Below are 19,730 nucleotides of genomic sequence, written 5' to 3'. Positions count from 1 at the left end.
GGACATCACTGTCCGTCTTTTCTTTATAGTTGAATATTTTGTTCCTTCAACGCATCTTGTACCCCAGGGTTAGCGATAAATTCATCGTAATCCGTTTCGGCACGTTCAATAACGCCAGGCTTACCAAGCACGATAATGTGGTCAGCAATTGTTTGTGCAAACGTGTGGTCGTGTGATGTGAAAATTAGACCACCCTTGTAGTCAATTAATCCATCATTTAATGAGGTAATTGATTCCAAGTCAAGGTGATTAGTAGGGTCATCCAAAATCAAAACGTTTGGCTTCGTCAACATTAGCTTAGCTAACATAACGCGGACCTTTTCACCCCCTGAAAGGACATCCAATGTCTTTTCAACATCTTCACCCTTAAACAACATCCGTCCTAACAATCCACGTAAGAAAGTATTGTCATCTTCATCCTTACCCGCAAAGTCACGCAAGAAATCAAGAATTGGCATATCAGGCTTAGGGAAGTTCTTTCCCATATCCTTTGAAAGGTAATCACGTGAAGTTGTCACACCCCAAGTCACAGTTCCTTCATCAGGTTCCATGTTGCCTTCCAAGATATCCAACATTGCTGTTGTCGCAACGTCGTTATCGGCCATAATTAACGTCTTTTCATTTGGACGCAATGTGAATGACACGTTGTCTAGCAACTTAACACCATCAACGGTCTTTGATACATTTTCAACCTTAACCATGTCATTTCCCATTTCACGGGCAACATCAAAGTGCACGTATGGGTACTTACGGCTTGAAGGTTGAATATCGTCCAATGTAATCTTTTCCAATTGCTTCTTACGTGCAGTGGCTTGCTTTGACTTTGAGGCATTGGCTGAGAAACGGGCCACGAAGTCTTGCAATTCTTTGATTTGTTCTTCCTTCTTAGCGTTTTCGTTTGCTTGCAAACGTGATGCCAATTCTGAAGATTCCTTCCAGAAGTCATAGTTTCCCACGAATTCTGTAATCTTACCGAAGTCCACATCCAAAGTCATTGTTGAAACAGTGTTCAAGAAGTGACGGTCGTGGGATACGACGATAACGATATTTGGATAATCGGCCAAGAAGTCTTCCAACCAAGCAATTGTCTTAGTGTCCAAACCGTTAGTCGGCTCGTCCAAAATCAAAATATCAGGGTTACCGAACAAAGCTTGGGCCAACAAAACCTTAACCTTTTCAGTTTCTGATAATTCGCTCATCTTAGTTTGGTGCATGTCTTCAGGAATACCCACACTTTGCAAAAGTTGTGAGGCATCTGACTCAGCAGTCCAACCGTTCATGTCGTCGAATTGCGCTGAAAGTTCCCCTGCGCGAATTCCGTCTTCATCAGAGAAATCAGGCTTAGCGTAAATGGCATCCATTTCAGACTTAACTTCAGCAAGCTCTTTATAACCTTGCATAACTGTATCCATCACCGTGTAGTCATCGAAAGCAAAGTGATCTTGTACCAATGATGACATACGTTCGTTTGGATCCATTGAAACTGTTCCAGTTGTTGGTTGCAACTTACCTTCCAAAATCTTTAGGAAAGTTGACTTACCGGCACCATTGGCACCAATAATTCCATATGTGTTTCCTGGTGTAAATTTAAGATTAACATCTTGATATAGCTTTTTACCGTTGAAAGCTATTGAAACGTTTGAGGCTGTTAACATATTTTTTATTACTTCCTTTTTTGCGTTAATTCATATCTTAAAACAATCAATCTCCATCATATCAAAAATGGACGAACATATGTCCGCCCATTGTATCATTTCATTAACAATTACGCATCGCGTTTAATCAAGGAAATAAAATAAATCCCTGCTTCGATAATGGCGATGTAAAACGAAACTGGTACATTCGTCCAATACGATAAGACTAACGCAGCCCAGACACCGACAACACCAAACAAGACTGATAAGCCAACCATCTGCCACACAGTCCGGCCCCAGCGCATCGCTGCACTAGCTGGTAAAGTGATTAAGATGAAGATTAACAACGACCCCACTACTTGTGAAGAAATCGCTACAGTCATCGCCATTAGCACTAAGAACAGAACTTCAATCAATACGACGTGTTTTAAGCTAAAAATAGCCGTATTGTAGTCAAACGCAAAATGTCGCAACGGGCGATAACAAAGTAACCCTACAACCAAAACAATCAACGCTAAGACCACTACTTGGACGACGTTTGCATGACTAATACTGAAAATCGAACCAAATAGAATACTTGTTGCTGCACTGGCATTCTTTTGTGAAAGCGCCAGGAAGGCGATTCCTAGTCCAATAGCCACCGCACTCACCGCCGAAATCAATGATTCAGAACGTTTTTCTTGCATCCCCAACTCACCAATTGTCGTCGAAGCGAGAATGGTGAAAATCAACATCCCAATGAGCGGCGACCAGCCCATAAAGAGGCCAAAAGAGGCTCCGGCGAAGCCAATTTCACTTAAAGTGTGCGCTAAAAACGACATGTGACGGGCAACAACAAAGACCCCAATAAAACCACTGACAATGGCAATCAAGGTTCCAACAACAAAGGCATTTTGCATAAATGGATAACTAAGCATGATCTTGATTTCCCACCTCCAGTTGTGACACGTCCAAATCCTTTACCTGTCCAAACTCACTACCTTCAGGCTTGAGTAACAGATAATCGTCCGCATATTCTTTAATAATTTCCAAATCGTGACTAATCATAATAATGCTAAGGTGATGATGATCCCGATAATGCTTCACCACATCCATTAATTCATACTTGGCAATATTATCAAGATTGGCCGTTGCTTCATCCAAAATCAATAGACCTGGATCTACCAGCAAAGCTTGCGCCAAGTAAGAACGTTGACGTTCACCTCCAGAAGCTTGATCAATGCGTTGATCAGCTAACTCAACCAAATGTGTATCGTCAAGAATATGTTGAATTTGGTCTTTTTCGGCTCTCGTCATCCAAGGACGAATCCCTTGATCAAAGCTCAAACTCACAAATTCAGAAATACGCAATGGAAAGTCCTGCGCATCGGGCCGTTCTTGTGGCACGTACCGAATTACTGGTTTTTTATCAGGCCAAGTCAACGCACCTTCAGTTAACTTCTGTTGTTCCAAAATAGCGCGAATTAAAGTCGTTTTTCCAACACCATTATCCCCAATAACAGCTAAGACGTGTTGTGATTTCAGTTCAAAATTCACATGGCGATATAACCAACGCTTGCCAAATTTAATTCCAATATCTTTTCCTTCTAGCACTACCATTATTGCACCGCCTTTTGCAGACTCTTTAATTGATTATATTGCCAATCAATATATGACGTGTTCTTCGGCATCGATTCCGTTACCGGTACAATCGGTACCCCGGCCGCTTTCGCTTCTTGCAAAGCCTGCTTAACCAGTTTGCTTGAAGACTGCGTATTATCGATTACCGCAACTGCTTCATGATTTTTTAACTTGCCTTGCCATTCTGACATGGCTGCTGGCGTTGGGTCATTCCCTTCGTCAATTGCTTGGGCAAAGGCTGTATCTAAACGCTTCGCTCCCACAGCTTCTAGCTGTGGATCAAAGACGGGCTCTGTTGCCAAAACACCTTTTCCAGCCATTTCCTGTTTTAATTGCGTCCGCAGGTGATCCACCTTTTGCATTTTCTTCTGGTAATTTTTGGCATTTTGTTCGAAATAAGCTCGTTGATCTGGCTTAATCGCACTATAAGTATCAACCAAAGCATTTGTCACCCGGTTAACGACATCTGGTTGATACCAAAAATGTTCATTTTGTCCTTCTTGATAATGATACATTTCAACAACATTAACCGCTTTTACATCTTTATTAGCTTTTGTAAAGCGTTCACTCCAAGTATCGTAACCACCTCCATTCGAAATGGTCACTGTAGCCCGTTCATATAACTTGGCTGTATTTGCCGTTGGTTCATAATCATGTGGGTCAACATCCGGATTTGTCATTACACTCTTAACTTCTCCTTGATTGCCCAAAACTGCTTCCGCCATTTCACCATAGCTATTCAAACTACTAACAACACGAATCGGACTATTCCCCAAATCAGTACTTTTATTTTGCTGCAGGCCAGTATAAATCACTAACCCAATCAAAAATAAAACTAAAGCCCCTGTGAATGATAAAAGCATTTTATTTAGTTGACTACGCATCATTGCCCCCCGTTAACTTATCTGTCATGGCCGTTATAAATCGCGATACGACAGCCTGCTCATCATCTGTAAATTGATTGAGTACGGCGATGTATTCGCTTTGCGTTGTTTGATGTTCATCTGCATGCTCGGTCGCTTTAGCCCGTCCAGTATCCGTCAGTGCCCATCGATTAATTCGTCCGTCCTCCGGATCTGGCATCAATGTCACCATTGCGTTTTGCTCATTTTGCAAAATCTTCATCGCTTTTGTCACCGCAGCTGGTGAAACAGCTAATGCCTGAGCAAGTTCTCCATTCGTTTGTGGCCCTTTTTGCGCCAAAATCATCAATAGATGTCCTTGCGTCAAGGTAATTGTTTGCTTATGTTCAAATCCCAAGAGGATTTCCCGCTGATTTTCAGCGAGTAACAGAATTTGATTTAAAAAATCATCGACTTGCGCTGCATTTTCTTTAACTGTCATCGAAAACTCCTTTACCGGTTAATTAACCAGTAAAATATATCACGCTAACAATTAGTTAGTCAACCATTTGGATTCATTAATTTTAACGGTGCCCGACATTTCCCACAAACATAACGTTTAACATTCATACGTCGATTACGATAAATGTCATGTCCATTCGCACAACAGTAATGCCACTTCGCTGCTTGTGGCTGGGCCGGAGCAAACCGTAACGCACCGGTACGTGCTAATTCCTGTTTGAACGCCTGATCTCGATGTTGGTGTGGTAACCCTTGCATGTGAAGATGGTAGTGAATTAATTCATGTTGAATTACACCGATCAAAGTTGCTTCGTCAAAATCTGTCATCATCCGTGGATTGATTTCAAGATTGTGAGTCGCTAATAAATAACGACCACCTGTCGTTCTTAACCGTCGATTAAACGTCGCTTGATGTTCGAAAGGACGTTCAAAATCAGTGATTGAGATGCTTTCCACTAAAGATTGGAGCTCTGCATCAGTCATTTTTCTCAACCTCCCGTGCTAATCGAACTTGTTTTCGCTGAGTTGATTTAACTGATTGTTCAGACATATCAGAGTCGACAATACCTGTCTTCCAATTTGCCGAAAATGTTCGTTCATAAAATCTCGCAAAGTAATTTAACGCACTAATCCCTAAGGCAGTTATTTTCAGTCCTTCTGCAGACAGTTGGAACAACTCATAACGTTGTAGCACTTGTAAAAGACGCGCCTCATCCTCAGCAATCGGTATCTCAGCATGCCCTAAATAATAATGTCTGTGTTGCATTTGAATATCTGTTACCACACCTTGCTGGTTAAGCCGTAAAAAGCTATACATTCCTAACGAGAAACTCTGATAACGCTGATTACTTAAATACTGACGTACCACTTTTAATACTTCACGGATTGAAGCATAATATCCCGTCCACATTTGATGCTGTTGCAATTTAGGCACTGAATTACCAACAAAAATGGTAAGTTCTTGCATTGCCGGAACGTCCGGCATAACAAATAAAATATGCAATGTATCGTGCCGATCCAATATAATACTGCGGATACGTATATCTGCTTGCGTTACTTTTCGACATTCTTGCAAAATAAGCCGGTACCATGTTTCACGTGGAACACGTTCGGCGTGTTCCGCAAAATGTACGCTCATCTCTGTGTGGGGATTTACAACTTGAATCGGTTCAAAAATTGGCGCCTGCTTATCTAATACATCCGGTGCTTCGCGTTGCCAAGCATCCCCATCACGGCCAACGCGTAATCGTTCTGTATGGTGATTTTTCTGCATAATAATTTACCTCAAATAAAAAACCGATGCACGACATCGGTTTTTGGTTTATGACATATTTTTTTCGATATCTAATTGACGTGACGTGCCACATAGAATTGAGCCATCGTTGACTGATAATATGGTACGACATAGATACTAGCTAGTCCACCTGTAAGCGCATTGGCTAACATCCATCCAATAAAACTGATGTTTAAGAACAACAATTGCATGCGATGTCCACGCATCATCGCACTTGACGCACGGAGATAAGCGGTTGTGCTTTGAATTGGCCGCTTAGTTTGGACATCTGCTGCGTAAATAAACGGTGCCATCGCAAAGTTCAATGACATGACAATCCCCGGAATCACGAAGAGCATGTAACCAACAAAGACAAGTACTGAACGTACCGCCATCAAGATGACACTATCTTTCAAGGTCGTTCGACTAAAGAAACGTAGGCTTAATTTAAAAGGGTGTCCTGGCTGTTTCTTTGTTAGTTGCCACATCACAAACGCCCAGCTGGCACCAATCGCTAACATTCCACTGATAATGGCATCAATAAAGGCAGATCCCAGTAAACCTGGTAGTGCCGTTTGCAGATTTTGCATGTAAACATCTGAGGGAACCGTTTGCCCACTCATGGTTTTCATACTCATGCTCATCAAATTTTGATATTGCGCACTACGTGAATTAATCAAGCTGAAGATAAATTGCCAAATAATTAACCCAAAACCTAATGATAGGGCAATCTGGAATTGACTAAAGTTACCAATGATTTGATGGCGCGCCGCTGCTTTAATTTGTCGATTACTCTGCATTGCTTGTCCTTTCGCTACACTTTTTCTTTTAATTATAACAAAAGGCCGGTAAGCGAAATCGCTCACCGACCTTTTTCTTACTGGGATAGTTGGATTCGAACCAACGATACACGGTACCAAAAACCGATGCCTTACCGCTTGGCCATATCCCAATAATAAATGGGGGCTATAGGATTCGAACCTATGAACCCGAAGGAATGGATTTACAGTCCATCGCGTTTAACCAGACTTCGCTAAACCCCCATAACCAACTTTTATATAATAACAAGTTGGCTAAATGATTGCAACCCTTTTTTTAATTTTCTTTTGAATCACGCATTAATAATCCAGCTGCCACGGCGCCAATTGCCATCACGATCGCAGCTGCGATGAAGATGGCAACCATACTATGATTATACGCATGTAGAATCATATCTCGTAACTGACCAATCTGTGGCAAACTTGCCAAGCGACTGTTGTAGGCAATCGTATGTCCAGCAAAAGGTCCAGCATTGGTGAAAGCATCATGCAAACCATCTGACATTTGAACTGGTAAATTCAAACCGGACCAATGACCGTTGACGTAATCTTCATACTTATTTGATTGCGTCAAACCAAGCATTACAATTCCGACCGTCACACCAAATTGACGAAAGACATTCATAATACCAGACGCCATACCGGTTTCAGAAGGTTCAATGCCTTCCAATCCAGCGTTGTTAACCAACGGATTAACCATTGCATTTGAGATCCCCAGCAACACCAAACCAGGAACCAATTCATTAAAGGTAATATTTGGTGTAATCATCAGTGCTAGTACCAAGTAAGCAACGACCCCTAAGCCCAAGAATCCAGCAATCATCCAACGCTTTGAGTATCGGTTACCTAAACGTCCCGTAATTGGACCTAGAAGCAAGGCCCAAATCGACATAACCAATTGATGAACGCCAGTACTGAAGGCACTGTAGCCCATGTAATTTTGCATCATAGTTGTAAGATAAGCATTAATGGCGTAGACACCCGCCCCTAAAGCAAAGGCAACAAAAGTCGCCCCAACCAAATTAACATGCTTGAACAACTTGAGATTCATCATGGGGTGTTTTGACTTTAGTTCAACTAGAACAAAGACAACCAACAAAACAACTCCGGCCAACAACCACCCCATAACACGGGGATCTGTCCAGCCCCAGTTAAAGTGTTGTTCTTTTTCAATCAATCCGTAGACTAATGTAAACAAACCAGCTCCGGAAAGCAGCATACCAAGAAAATCAATCTTTTGGCCCTTACCATAGCTTGGCGTTTCCTTAACGTACTTCCAAGACAAGGCAAACGCAATAATACCAATTGGCACGTTTACAAAGAAAATTGATGGCCAACCAAACGTCTCAACTAAATATCCACCAACCAGCGGACCAGAGGCCGTTGAAAGTCCAATCACTGAACCTAAAATTCCCATTCCGGTTCCACGTGACTTTCCTTCAAAATTTGATGCAACCAAGGCCATCGAAAGTGAATTTAAGCCGGCCCCACCAATCGCCTGAAGGGCACGCCCTGCAATCAAGACTGGTAGTGAGGTTGCTAGCCCATTAATCGCAGAGGCAACCACAAAAATAACCATACTAATCATGAAAATTTTCTTACGACCGTACATATCGCCCAATTTTGAAACAATCAACAAAATTGAAGCAAACACAATGGTATAAGCATTCAATACCCATTGTAAGTTACTGAAAGTTGTGTTGAAATCAACTGCCATCGTTGGCAAAGCCACATTGACGACCGTCACATCTAAGAGGGCCATAAAGACCCCCAACGACATGGCAATCAAGGCAATCCATTTATTCTTACTGCTACCTGATTTTACTTCTGTCATTTAACCTTACTCCTCTGCTTTAATTGCTGCTATTTGTGCGTTCGCCCAAGCAAGTTGGGCTTCACACATCTCAATTTGTAATACGATAGTGTTGCCGGCCCACTGATAATGCGCTTGTTGATCAGGATACTTTTCTGCCTCGTGCACCATCTTGGTTTGGGCATGGCGATAGTGATCCAAATCATTTTGAATAGAATGACAGTACTCATCTAAAATGTGCTTTTGTTCATCCGGACCAATCTGACCAAACCCGCGAAACTTAAAGCGATAAACATCCGCACGTTTAGCATCTTCTGCAACAGGTTGCGCCATTAACGCATAGAAGCGTTCACGACCCGCATCAGTAATATGCATCATCTTCGTGCGGCGCCCATTAATTTCACACTCAGCAGAAGTAATATAACCCTCTTGCTCTAAGCGATCCAATAACGGATAAATCACACCATTCGATAACTTACGTCTCGGGACTAATACCTCACCTAACACATGTCCCAGCTTGTAACCCGAGTAATCATGTGCCATTAACATTCCTAAAATTAATAGATCGTACATGTTAACCTCCATGTGTCGTTTAGACCTATCCGACAAAAGACTATTATAGGTCGTTTAGACCTATTGTCAACCATCGATTTTTAGAACAACAAAAAAGCGATAAACACCAAAGTGTTCATCGCTTTATATAGCTGGGATAGTTGGATTCGAACCAACGATACACGGTACCAAAAACCGATGCCTTACCGCTTGGCCATATCCCAATAATAAAAATGGGGGCTATAGGATTCGAACCTATGAACCCGAAGGAATGGATTTACAGTCCATCGCGTTTAACCAGACTTCGCTAAACCCCCATGACGTTTACTCGCAACAACATTGCGTCTCAACAGATTTATAATATACAGGAATTTCCAAACATCGTCAAGCGTTTAACTCAAAAATTTTCAATCTTTTTTCCCAGCTCGGGATAAAGGTCGCATCAGGCCAATCATTGCGCCGCTGCACGCCCAAACTCACATTGTCATATTGTACTAATCCATGTTGCCGCATTGGCGACGCTACATGCGCGTGTCCAAAAACAACATGACGTACACCCGGCACTTGTTCAAGCAGTGCCCCCGTCCGCGGCGAACCTAACATGGCATTCACTAACTCACGTGGCTTTGTTGTATTCGGTAGTAAATCATCACTAATGGGAACAAAATGCGTCATCACAAGCATTTGTTTATGGGCCTGATAACCAGCCATTAACTGCTGTTTTAGTTGCTCATAGGCCCGTTGAAAGCGTTGTGGGTCACTTTCAGTTTGATCGATACTGCGATCGTAAAAACGGCCAAAATGGAAATCAGCTGCTTCTTTTTCTGACAATGCGGGAGCAAACCCATAATCATACCAGCCATTTAAACCAATCACCCGCCAATCAGTATCAACTAAGTCCACATATTGATTATGTAAGTAATTTGGATGTTGTAACGTCTCCAGTTCAGATTCAGAAATGTCGTGACTCATGTCATGGTTTCCAGCTATAAAGTACACCTGCGTTGCTGGGAGGGCAGCTTTTAATTTATCCACATAGTTAAGCGTTCGATTAAAACGATTTGACACATCTCCCACAATCAAATAGTAATCTATATGTAATTCTGTCAGTACCTGCGCTTGTGCTTGGATCACTTGGTCTACATCAACACGATTGATATCAAGATGATTGTCGCTACTCGCTGCTATTTTGACCATGCGCCCGCTCCCTTAAAATATAATACTTTAACATAACACTTTATTCTTGTAGTTTCTAGTTTTATCCTTTAAAATTGACTATTGTGTGAACCCACTTTGGAAAGGGACGCAAATAAAATTTGATCGTTTGGAGATGTCTATATCATGGATTCTGCTGATAAAAAAGCCTTGGCCGACCAAAAGAAAGATACAGCTTTCTTTGGTCAACCACGTGGCTTGCGGACGCTCTTCATGACCGAAATGTGGGAGCGTTTTAGCTTCTACGGTATGAAGGCGATCCTGTTGTTCTATATCTGGTACCTAATTTCAGCTGGGCAGTTACACGTTGATCGTGCAACCGGGGCTTCAATTATGGCCATTTACGTTTCAATGGTTTACTTAGCCGGAACGCTTGGTGGTTTCATTGCCGATCGTATCCTGGGTGAACGTCGCACCGTGTTCTGGGGTGGAGTTTTGATCATGCTTGGTCACATCGTCCTTGCCCTACCTGGTGCTACAGCAGCCCTATTTAGTGCCATGGCCTTAATCGTTTTGGGAACTGGGTTGCTAAAGCCTAACGTTTCTTCAATGGTTGGTTCATTATATAAACAAGATGATCCACGCCGTGACTCTGGTTTCTCAATCTTTGTGTTTGGAATTAACGTTGGTTCATTCCTTGCCCCAATCTTGGTTGGTTGGACGCAACAAAGCTTTGGTTTCCACGCTGGTTTCTCATTAGCTGCCGTTGGTATGCTATTTGGATTAATTCAATTCCACTTCGGTCAAAAGGATTTGTCAGATAATTCACTTTATGCTCCAGATCCTTTACAACATGAAGAAGTTCGTCCATTAATTTTCAAAGTTGGTTATGCTGTTATTGCATTAGCTTTGGTTATCGTTTTGATGAACTTAATGGGTTGGAACAGCATCAACGATTACATTAACTTACTAACCGTTGTCGCAATTGTATTACCAATTACTTACTTCGTTATCATGTCAACAAGCCCAAAGGTTACAACTTTGGAACGTTCACGTGTGTTCGCCTACATTCCATTGTTCTTAGCCGCCGTGCTATTCTGGGCAATCGAAGAACAAGGTTCAATCGTTTTGGCAACATTTGCGGCTGATCGTGTTAACTATGCTGATTTACCATCATGGTTATCATGGTTTAAGCCAGCCATGTTCCAATCAATGAACCCATTGTTTATCATGCTTTACACGCCATTCTTTGCTTGGTTGTGGACAGCATGGGGTAAGCGCCAACCATCAGCCCCAATGAAATTCTCAGTTGGACTTATGTTCGCCGGAGCTTCATTCTTGTTGATGGCCGTTCCAGGTGCAATTTGGGGAACCGGAATGAAGGTTTCTCCACTTTGGCTAGTTGGTTCATGGGCGCTTGTTATTATTGGTGAGATGTTAATCTCTCCTGTTGGTCTATCTGTCACAACTAAGTTAGCCCCACATGCTTTCATGTCACAAATGATGTCAATGTGGTTCTTGTCTTCAGCCGCTGGTTCAGCCTTAAACGCGCAATTAGTTCGTTTATACAACCCAGCCAACGAAGTCGGCTACTTCTTCCTATTCGGTGCGGCTTCAGTCGCCCTAGGAATTGTATTGATATTCTTAGTACCAAAAATTAATAAACTCATGGCCGGCGTCAGGTAGACACTGTTCAAAAAAAGGCTTAGCACATGATGTGCTAAGCCTTTTTTATTTGTGTTTATTGATCTAGTTCTTGTTCAATTTTCTTTTGACGCCATTTCATTAAGCATTTAAAGCTAATCGAAAGTATTAAAGCCACAATGAATGCAAATCCAAAAGTTAAAGCAAGTACAACAAGGTATAAAGAAAGCCCCTTTTGTTCATAGACTTTAGTGTATCGGGAATAGTTGGTCATTGCATTTAGCAAAGTAACGCCAATACCAACAATAAAACTAAAGACAATCGGATTCGCTAAAGCGAGCTTAGGATCCCATTCAATTCCCTTAATAATATAGCCAAGCCCAACATAGACTAACATAAAAATTATCGTGAATAATTCAACAGCATACTGTGAAAAATCAGCTTTCAGTACATTCACTTGGATAATCAGTGATATAGATAAAATAGAAAGCACTACCCAAAACCCACTACTTGTAATTCGTCGCTGCTCTCCCTCTATTCGTTCATCCATGATTACTCTCCTCCCAAAATAAATCGTTCAACGTTACATCTAAATTTTCACATATTTCAATACATAACCGAATTGATGGATTATATTTCCCTGTTTCAATCAATCCAATGGTCTGTCGTGTCACGCCCACTAAATCTGCCAATTCCGCTTGACTAAGGCCTTTTTTCGTTCTCGCTAATTTCATTGCTATATTTTTCATCATTTCACCCTCAAACCAATTATACAATATATCTACCTTTGCGCAATATATATGTTGCAAAGCAGTGAAATAAAAACCGCAGAAACAAGCTCATTTCTGCGGCTCACATTATTTTTTTAAAACGGTGCTGGCATTTTAGCTGCCCGAGCGACCAAGTAAATCGCTAAGCATACAACCATCATCAACAAAGCCGCAATGCCCCAATTGTTTACGACAGCAGACAATGAGACGAACCCACTGGCAATCACCGCTCCTATTGGACGCGTGACTGAGAAGACCCCTGAATAGGCACCAATCTTAGCAGGATTCATCATATCTGCACGTAACGTTTGACTCGCTGGTACGCCAATCATCTCACCAGTCGTGAAGATAATTGTGGCGAGAATCAATGGCCAGAAGTCTTGCAATACGAACGAAAGCGCAAAGCCCCCACCTTGGAGCAAAACACCAAGCGCAAAAGCTCGTACTAACCGCCATTTTTCGGTCGCTCGGGTGACCCAACCCATGACAAATATAATAATCACGGTATTGAAGACCAACATCAATGACAACATCCGTTGACCATATATATCCATTCCCAAGAAGTTATATTCGTGGAACGATTGTGACAAGTGCGCCGCTAAATAGTAGTCAGGTTGCAAATAAACTACCGAGGCAAGCACAGAAGCCATTGCAAAGGTTAGATAACGACGATCTTTCAAAACGGCCCAGTACCCCTTTAAAGCGCTCAGAATTGATGTTGTTTGTTCGTGTTCACTGCGTTCCAACGTTTCCGTCATCCCAAAACGAACGATGCAGTAATTAATGATTGGTACGATTGTCATAAATAACAGCAACTCAAATAAATAATCACGGAAGAACCAGCCACCAATCGCAGCGCCAATCATCACTCCGATGTTTAAAATCCAATAAATTAACGCAAAGACAAAGCGACGATTTTGTGGTGTTGATGAGTCAATCATCATCGCTTGTTCGGCAGGATCAGCCAAAGATGAACCAATCATCGCTAGCAAAAAGCCAAAAAAGGTCACGAAAGGATTAACCAACCAAGGTGAGTTATTCACCATCGCAATCGCATAACCAATTACCATCGCAATTTGACCATATTCAATGGTCCGCTTACGTCCGATAACATCGGCAATATGGCCCCCATATAGTCCGAATATCAATCCAGCAATTGAAACCACCATGAGCAATACTCCGGTCCAAAATGAACCAAAATGTTGCACATAATAAATTGTCATATTTGGTCCAATTGAGCTTCCCAAAAGCACGGTTAGAAAAACCGTTAAGGCTCGTAACTTTAAGTTTCGATCCAATGCCATAAATTCTCGCATCATCCCACCTCCTAGCGTTTATTTTATATGTGATGCTAACTTACCTTTTATCAGTACAAACATTTACTATACCAGTTCTGATGACTTTACCCAAGGAAATTCCATGTCCGAATTCACAAAAAAAGCATACGCAATTGCGCATGCTCTTTTATTCAGCCTCTTGCAATGGTAAACGAATAATAAAACTCGTTAACTCTGGGTTAGAGGTGACTTCAATTGTTCCACCGTGCGCTTCAACTACGCTACTAACAATCGCCAAACCAAGCCCAGTTCCACCTGTGCCAGTATTACGTGAACTTTCTACACGATAGAATCGATCAAACAGCCTATCAATTGAATCTTCTGGAATCGGATCTCCATTATTGGTCACACGAACTTCAACGACATTTTCATCCTCAATAATCTTAGCTGATAAACGAATAAATGTCGCATTCTTCCCGTACTTCAACGCATTACTAATCAAATTCATGAAGACACGTGCTAATTGGTCCGGATCTCCAATCATTTCAATACGTTTGGGATTAGTCACCGCCGAAATCACGACATCCTTTTGTTTTGCTTCTAGTTCATAAGAAGCTGACAATTGTTGCAGTAGGGCAGCTAAATCCAACGGTGCCCAACGCAATTTGAAGTCCACTTGCTTTACCTGCGTGTAGTCAAATAGATCTTCTACCAATGATTTCATTTGTTGGGCCTTGCTGAACGCGGTCGTTGCATATTGCTTTGCATCTTCGACCGTTAGTTCTTGTGGTGAATCGTTCACAATTAAACCAAGGTATCCCAAAATTGATGTTAATGGTGTTCGCAAATCGTGCGATACATTCGTAATCATCTCATCCTTAGAACGTTCAATGTCGCGTTCCTCTTCCATCGCATTTTGCGCAGCTGTATAGAGGTCATCCACACTTTTCGCCATTGGGCGTAGGCGTCGACCTAACCGCAGTTCGTTAACTGCTGGATTTTCGTCCATATCTTTTGCGTTCTTAACCTGCATGCCTAGTTCATTTACCGCTTGCGTTAATGTTGTTAATTGCAATTGGGTATGGAAATAGCGCACTGACATCAGCCAACCACCTAGCGCAACGAGACCCCCGATAACGGCCGCAAGCGTATGTTGCGTCCAAATACCAGCGAGCGCTGCTTGATTGATGGTTGTTTGCTGCGTTAGTAGCCACAAGCCCATCGCACCATAAAAGGCGAACACAAAAAATAGGGCCGAAACGACACTCTTAAGGGTAAAAATTACCCACTCTAAAGTATTATGTTTCATCCCTAATTTCCTTTTTTCTTATAAGACTTCAATCTTGTAGCCCACACCCCAAACGGTTTGGACAACTTGATTACCGCCAGTTGCTTCTTCTAGCTTATCTCGCAAGTGCGAAACGTGCACCATGACCGTTTTAGCTGAAACAACCGATTCTTGTTGCCAAACACGTTCGAAGATATCATCTGCACTAAAGACACGGTTTGGATGCGATGCCAAAAGATAAAGAATACCAAATTCCAAGGCCGTCAAATTAACTTCAACACCATCAGCTGTTTTCACTTCATGGCTGTCTTTATTGATCGTCAAAGGTCCAATATCAAGAATTTCCGGTGCTTCTTGTTGCATACCGTTTTGCGAACGACGCAAAAGCGCACGCACACGTGCCATCACTTCCAATGGATTAAATGGCTTCGTAACGTAATCATCCGCCCCTTGAATCAAGCCTTGAATCTTATCCATTGCTCCTGACTTAGCTGAAAGCAACAAAATTGGAATTGGATTATCTTTACGAATCTCCTTCACTACTTCTGTCCCATCCATTTCAGGCATCATAATATCTAAGATTACCAACCCAACATCTGGATTTGTCCGCAACTTTTTCAAGGCATCCTTACCATTGTCAGCTGAAATTGGTTCATAACCTTCGTTCTTAACGTAAATTTCTAGTAATTCTGCAATTTCATGATCATCATCAACAATCAATATTTTCATTCAATTCACCCCTATTCCAGGTTGACGGTACGCCATCATGGCCGTACATTACTTGCGCGCTTTACCAGCACCACCTAAGAAACCACCTTGCATACCAGTCTTGCGACGCCACCATTGGAATCCCAAGAATGAAAGTCCAGCAAGTACCAAGTAAATCCAACCTGGCAAGAGTGGGTTAATCACTGCTGGTAGGAAACCAAAGCCCATGTAGCAACCGAACCACGCTGCAAAAATAGCCAATGAACCCAAAATTCGTACAATGACACCACGAAGTTGTCCATCTGCATTTGGTGCCATAAGCATGGTCCATCCTGCAAAGAACACACCACCCGTAATTGATGTCAAAATCAAAGCTGTTACACCTAATTGTCCAACATTTTGACCTGATGCAGTTACTTGCTTAGCACTAAAGAGCAACATAATTCCGAACATCAAACTGAACATCATGAAGAAGACGAAACTGTTATCCACGGCAATCTTCCAGAAACCGTTGGCCGCATAGTTAATTGATGCCTGTTGGGCAGAGTTACTTTGTCGCACTTCTTTTGTCTTAATTCCCAAGGCATTTTCAGGTGTACCGTAAATTTGCTTAGCAGTTGCTCCTGACTTTTGGGCTTCTAACAAATTAGATTCAATTTCAGCAACTAAACCGGCATTGATTTGCTCATCATTGGCAGCAGATTGCACTTGCCACATAAATTCTTGATTACGTTTCGTTAAACCACTTTCAGCTAACTCAGCGTGTGTTTTTAATGCTGGTACTGCTTGGTTTTCATTTTTATTTTCAGTCATTTTTTTCTCCACTATACGTTGAATAGGAATTCCATGATGTCACCATCTTGGACAACATATTCCTTACCTTCTGAACGACGCTTTCCAGCTTCCTTAACTGCCTTCATTGAACCAAGTTGATCCAAGTCGTCAAAAGCAACTGTTTCAGCACGGATGAATCCACGTTCGAAGTCTGAGTGAATAACACCAGCTGCTTGAGGTGCTTTCATGCCGGCCTTAAACGTCCAGGCACGCGTTTCCTTACCACCAGCTGTAAAGAATGTACGCAAGTCAAGCAAGTGATATGCCGTACGAATCAAACGATTCAAACCAGGCTCTGTAATACCTTGCAATTCCATAAACTCTTGTTTATCTGCGTCATCCATTTCAGCAATTTCTTCCTCGGCACGAGCTGAAATTCCAATCACTTCAGCATGATCCTTTGCTGCGTACTCAGCCACTTGTTGGTAATACTCACCAGAAGTTGGATCAGCCATGTCATCTTCGGCCACATTTGCTACGTAAAGCACTGGCTTTGAAGTCAACAAGAATAAGCTTTGGACAATCTTTTGCTCTTCTTCGTTCCAATCCAATGAACGGGCGGGCTTACCAGCTTCCAAAGCTGGCTTTAGCTTTTCCAAAACTTCAAATTCAGCAACGGCATTCTTGTCCTTTGCTGACTTCGCCATCTTTTCTACCTTTGCGTAGCGCTTATCAACCGCTTCCAAATCAGCCAAAACTAATTCTGTGTTGATTGTTTCAATATCCGCAATCGGATCAACAACACCTGTCACGTGAGTAATGTCATCATCATCAAAAGCACGGACAACGTGTACAATCGCGTTCACTTGACGAATGTTTTCCAAAAACTTGTTTCCAAGTCCTTCACCTTGTGATGCACCCTTAACGATTCCGGCAATGTCAGTAAATTCAAAAGTCGTTGGTACCAACTTGTCAGCTGGTACTAGTTCTTGAATTCGTGCCAAACGATCATCTGGCACTTCAACCATTCCGACGTTAGGCTCGATTGTGGCGAAAGGATAGTTGGCCATTTCCGCCCCTGCTTTAGTAATCGCGTTAAATAGTGTTGACTTACCAACGTTTGGCAAGCCGACGATTCCTGCTGTTAAAGCCATTTTTTAATCCCTCTTTTTCTTTTAGTCTTCGTTTGCTTTTTCTAAAACGCGCTTAAGGCGCTTGTCAAAATCATGACGCGTCAACGTCACTTGGCGCTGACAACCTTGGCAGACAACTTTCATATCTGCCCCCATGCGCACAATTTTCCAAGCGTTGGCACCACAAGGGTGTCCTTTACGCATTTCGACAATATCATTTAATTCGTACATCGTCGCTCTCCTTCAGATTAATCTAATGAAATATCTAATACATCAAAAATCCGATTTAAGTCGTCGTCTGACAAATATGAAATTTCAATTTTCCCAGCCCCTTTACGGTTACGGGTAACATTTACCTTAGTGCCAAATTTATTTTCTAAAGCCGATTGTGTCTCAGCCAGATAGGCTGATTTTTCGTCAGTTTTAGGGGTTGGTTCGGCTTGTTCATTTAACTTATTTACCAATTGCTCAACTTGTCGTACGGTCATGCCTTCACGAACAACGCGTTTCGCGACCGGTACGATTCGACGCTTATTATGCAAACCAAGCAATGTTCGCGCTTGACCCATTGATAAATCACCCGCGTCCACCATATCTTTAACTTCATCTGGCAAGTTTAATAAACGAAGTAAGTTAGCTACCGCTGACCGCGCTTTTCCTAGACGTTTTGCAACTTGTTCTTGCGTTAGATTCAACGCAGTCATCATGTCGCGGTACGCTTGTGCTTCTTCAAGCGGGGTCAAATCCTCACGTTGCAGATTCTCCAAAATAGAAGCTTGCAACATTTGTTCATCCGTATACTTACGAACAATTGCTGGAATGTTTTCCAACCCTGCTGATTGTGATGCACGCCAACGGCGTTCACCAGCCAGAATCTCATACTTTTGACTGTCTTTAGGGCTATGGCGCACAATAATCGGTTGTAAAACACCATTTTCTTTAATTGATGCCGTTAAGTCCTGTAGAGCTTCAGCATTAAAAATGTGGCGTGGTTGGAACGGATTGGCTACAATCGACGTCACTGATAGTTCACGTACAGCATCTTCATTGCTAACTGAAGTATCAAGACCCTGATCCGCAAAGAGCGCACCTAATCCGCCACCGTCACCTAAAATAGACTTCTTCTTACTTGTCGCCATGAGCTGCCAAGACCTCCTTTGCCAAATCTAGGTAGACTTCTGCACCACGTGACTTATTATCATAATCAATAATTGGCAAACCATGTGATGGTGCCTCAGACAGACGAACGTTTCGTGGAATATTTGTTTCGTAAACTTCACTACCAAAATAATCCCGAACGCTATCGACAACTTCATTGGCTAAGTTGGTACGGGTATCAACCATTGTCAATAAAACGCCTTCAATTTCCAAATCAGGATTGAAGTGTTGTTGCACAAGTTGCATGTTATTCATCAATTGTCCCAATCCTTCCAAAGCATAATATTCTGCTTGGACCGGAATCAAAATTGAATCTGCAGCTGAGAATGTATTGATTGTCACCAAACCTAACGAAGGTGGGTTGTCGATCAAAATATAGTCATACTTATCTCGAACACCTTCAACGGCTTGCTTTAGGCGAAGTTCACGCGCCATCACTGGTGCTAACTCTAGCTCAGCTCCAGCCAAACGAATCGTAGCTGGCACAATATCCATGTCTGGATGTGCCGTTGGTAAGATTGCATCTTCAATTGGCATTTCATTTACTAAAACATCGTAAACGTCACGTTCAATTGTTGATTTTTGGATGCCTGATCCAGACGTCGCATTACCTTGCGCATCCGTATCAATGAGTAACACCTTTTTCCCCAGCGTTGCCAATGACGCCCCTAGGTTAACCGTGGTCGTTGTTTTACCAACCCCACCTTTTTGATTTGCTAATGCAATAACGTGTCCCATCAAATCATCCT

General features: G+C 42.2%; 22 protein-coding genes and 4 tRNA genes. 1 reads left to right on the top strand and 25 read right to left on the bottom strand.

What is annotated here, in order from left to right:
• Positions 1-23: 23 nt before the first annotated feature.
• The 15 genes from IV50_RS03070 to IV50_RS03000 form a co-directional block, all read right to left on the bottom strand.
• Positions 24-1,655, bottom strand: coding sequence for an ABC-F family ATP-binding cassette domain-containing protein (locus IV50_RS03070; RefSeq protein WP_057744930.1), 1,632 nt, complete (start codon positions 1,653-1,655; stop codon positions 24-26).
• A gap of 110 nt (positions 1,656-1,765) precedes the next feature.
• Complete coding sequence (locus IV50_RS03065) at positions 1,766-2,551, bottom strand: metal ABC transporter permease (RefSeq protein ID WP_057744927.1); 786 nt, start codon at positions 2,549-2,551, stop codon at positions 1,766-1,768.
• Positions 2,544-3,233 (bottom strand): metal ABC transporter ATP-binding protein, encoded by a 690-nt coding sequence (locus IV50_RS03060; protein WP_057744924.1) that lies wholly within the window; start codon positions 3,231-3,233, stop codon positions 2,544-2,546. The genes IV50_RS03065 and IV50_RS03060 overlap by 8 nt, the downstream gene beginning before the upstream one ends.
• Positions 3,233-4,138: a metal ABC transporter solute-binding protein, Zn/Mn family gene (locus IV50_RS03055; RefSeq protein WP_057744920.1), complete on the bottom strand. Its 906-nt coding sequence runs from the start codon at positions 4,136-4,138 to the stop codon at positions 3,233-3,235. Before IV50_RS03055 ends, IV50_RS03060 begins: the two co-directional genes overlap by 1 nt.
• Entirely contained in the window at positions 4,131-4,598 is a 468-nt protein-coding gene (locus IV50_RS03050; RefSeq protein WP_057744917.1) for a MarR family transcriptional regulator, read from the bottom strand. Before IV50_RS03050 ends, IV50_RS03055 begins: the two co-directional genes overlap by 8 nt.
• A gap of 59 nt (positions 4,599-4,657) precedes the next feature.
• Positions 4,658-5,101, bottom strand: a complete 444-nt coding sequence (locus tag IV50_RS03045; RefSeq protein WP_057744913.1) for a SprT family protein — start codon at positions 5,099-5,101, stop codon at positions 4,658-4,660.
• The gene (locus IV50_RS03040) at positions 5,094-5,891 is read right to left on the bottom strand and encodes a hypothetical protein (protein WP_057744910.1); all 798 of its coding nucleotides are present in this window, start codon (positions 5,889-5,891) and stop codon (positions 5,094-5,096) included. The genes IV50_RS03045 and IV50_RS03040 overlap by 8 nt, the downstream gene beginning before the upstream one ends.
• A gap of 71 nt (positions 5,892-5,962) precedes the next feature.
• On the bottom strand, positions 5,963-6,691 hold the full coding sequence (locus IV50_RS03035; RefSeq protein WP_057744907.1) for a DUF975 family protein: 729 nt from the start codon (positions 6,689-6,691) through the stop codon (positions 5,963-5,965).
• An 80-nt stretch (positions 6,692-6,771) separates the two neighbouring features.
• Positions 6,772-6,843 (bottom strand) — tRNA-Gln (locus IV50_RS03030).
• 8 nt (positions 6,844-6,851) lie between these two features.
• Positions 6,852-6,934: transfer RNA gene (locus tag IV50_RS03025), tRNA-Tyr, on the bottom strand.
• A gap of 52 nt (positions 6,935-6,986) precedes the next feature.
• The gene (locus IV50_RS03020; RefSeq protein WP_057744904.1) at positions 6,987-8,543 is read right to left on the bottom strand and encodes an MFS transporter; all 1,557 of its coding nucleotides are present in this window, start codon (positions 8,541-8,543) and stop codon (positions 6,987-6,989) included.
• Positions 8,544-8,549: 6 nt separating this feature from the next.
• Positions 8,550-9,095: a PadR family transcriptional regulator gene (locus IV50_RS03015; protein ID WP_057744901.1), complete on the bottom strand. Its 546-nt coding sequence runs from the start codon at positions 9,093-9,095 to the stop codon at positions 8,550-8,552.
• Positions 9,096-9,226: 131 nt separating this feature from the next.
• Positions 9,227-9,298 (bottom strand) — tRNA-Gln (locus IV50_RS03010).
• 10 nt (positions 9,299-9,308) lie between these two features.
• Positions 9,309-9,391: transfer RNA gene (locus tag IV50_RS03005), tRNA-Tyr, on the bottom strand.
• Between the two features lie 67 nt (positions 9,392-9,458).
• Complete coding sequence (locus tag IV50_RS03000) at positions 9,459-10,271, bottom strand: metallophosphoesterase (RefSeq protein ID WP_057744899.1); 813 nt, start codon at positions 10,269-10,271, stop codon at positions 9,459-9,461.
• A 144-nt stretch (positions 10,272-10,415) separates the two neighbouring features.
• Here IV50_RS03000 and IV50_RS02995 point away from each other — a divergent pair, with 144 nt between their 5' ends.
• On the top strand, positions 10,416-11,915 hold the full coding sequence (locus IV50_RS02995) for a peptide MFS transporter (protein ID WP_057744896.1): 1,500 nt from the start codon (positions 10,416-10,418) through the stop codon (positions 11,913-11,915).
• A gap of 55 nt (positions 11,916-11,970) precedes the next feature.
• Here IV50_RS02995 and IV50_RS02990 read toward each other — a convergent pair whose 3' ends face one another.
• The 10 genes from IV50_RS02990 to IV50_RS02945 all read right to left on the bottom strand — a co-directional run bounded on the left by IV50_RS02990 (position 11,971) and on the right by IV50_RS02945 (position 19,719).
• Entirely contained in the window at positions 11,971-12,423 is a 453-nt protein-coding gene (locus IV50_RS02990) for a DUF6773 family protein (protein WP_057744893.1), read from the bottom strand.
• Positions 12,416-12,625 carry a helix-turn-helix transcriptional regulator gene (locus IV50_RS02985; protein WP_201781738.1) on the bottom strand — a complete coding sequence of 70 codons (210 nt, stop codon included), beginning with the start codon at positions 12,623-12,625 and terminating at the stop codon, positions 12,416-12,418. Before IV50_RS02985 ends, IV50_RS02990 begins: the two co-directional genes overlap by 8 nt.
• Before the next feature lie 113 nt (positions 12,626-12,738).
• Complete coding sequence (locus IV50_RS02980; protein WP_233119703.1) at positions 12,739-13,962, bottom strand: MDR family MFS transporter; 1,224 nt, start codon at positions 13,960-13,962, stop codon at positions 12,739-12,741.
• 145 nt (positions 13,963-14,107) lie between these two features.
• Positions 14,108-15,229 (bottom strand): sensor histidine kinase, encoded by a 1,122-nt coding sequence (locus tag IV50_RS02975; RefSeq protein ID WP_057744885.1) that lies wholly within the window; start codon positions 15,227-15,229, stop codon positions 14,108-14,110.
• 18 nt (positions 15,230-15,247) lie between these two features.
• Complete coding sequence (locus IV50_RS02970; protein ID WP_057744882.1) at positions 15,248-15,937, bottom strand: response regulator transcription factor; 690 nt, start codon at positions 15,935-15,937, stop codon at positions 15,248-15,250.
• Between the two features lie 48 nt (positions 15,938-15,985).
• Positions 15,986-16,729 (bottom strand): DUF1129 family protein, encoded by a 744-nt coding sequence (locus IV50_RS02965; RefSeq protein WP_057744878.1) that lies wholly within the window; start codon positions 16,727-16,729, stop codon positions 15,986-15,988.
• A gap of 11 nt (positions 16,730-16,740) precedes the next feature.
• Complete coding sequence (gene ychF, locus IV50_RS02960) at positions 16,741-17,844, bottom strand: redox-regulated ATPase YchF (protein WP_057744876.1); 1,104 nt, start codon at positions 17,842-17,844, stop codon at positions 16,741-16,743.
• Between the two features lie 21 nt (positions 17,845-17,865).
• Positions 17,866-18,054, bottom strand: coding sequence for a DUF951 domain-containing protein (locus tag IV50_RS02955; RefSeq protein WP_057744873.1), 189 nt, complete (start codon positions 18,052-18,054; stop codon positions 17,866-17,868).
• 17 nt (positions 18,055-18,071) lie between these two features.
• On the bottom strand, positions 18,072-18,962 hold the full coding sequence (locus IV50_RS02950) for a ParB/RepB/Spo0J family partition protein (protein ID WP_057744870.1): 891 nt from the start codon (positions 18,960-18,962) through the stop codon (positions 18,072-18,074).
• A complete protein-coding gene (locus tag IV50_RS02945) occupies positions 18,949-19,719 on the bottom strand; it encodes a ParA family protein (RefSeq protein ID WP_057744867.1) in 771 nt (256 codons plus the stop codon). Before IV50_RS02945 ends, IV50_RS02950 begins: the two co-directional genes overlap by 14 nt.
• Positions 19,720-19,730: the final 11 nt, after the last annotated feature.

The sequence above is a fragment of the Weissella viridescens genome, assembly GCF_001437355.1.
Taxonomy (GTDB): Bacteria; Bacillota; Bacilli; order Lactobacillales; family Lactobacillaceae; genus Weissella; species Weissella viridescens.
This window is presented reverse-complemented; position numbering and strand designations above follow the sequence as displayed.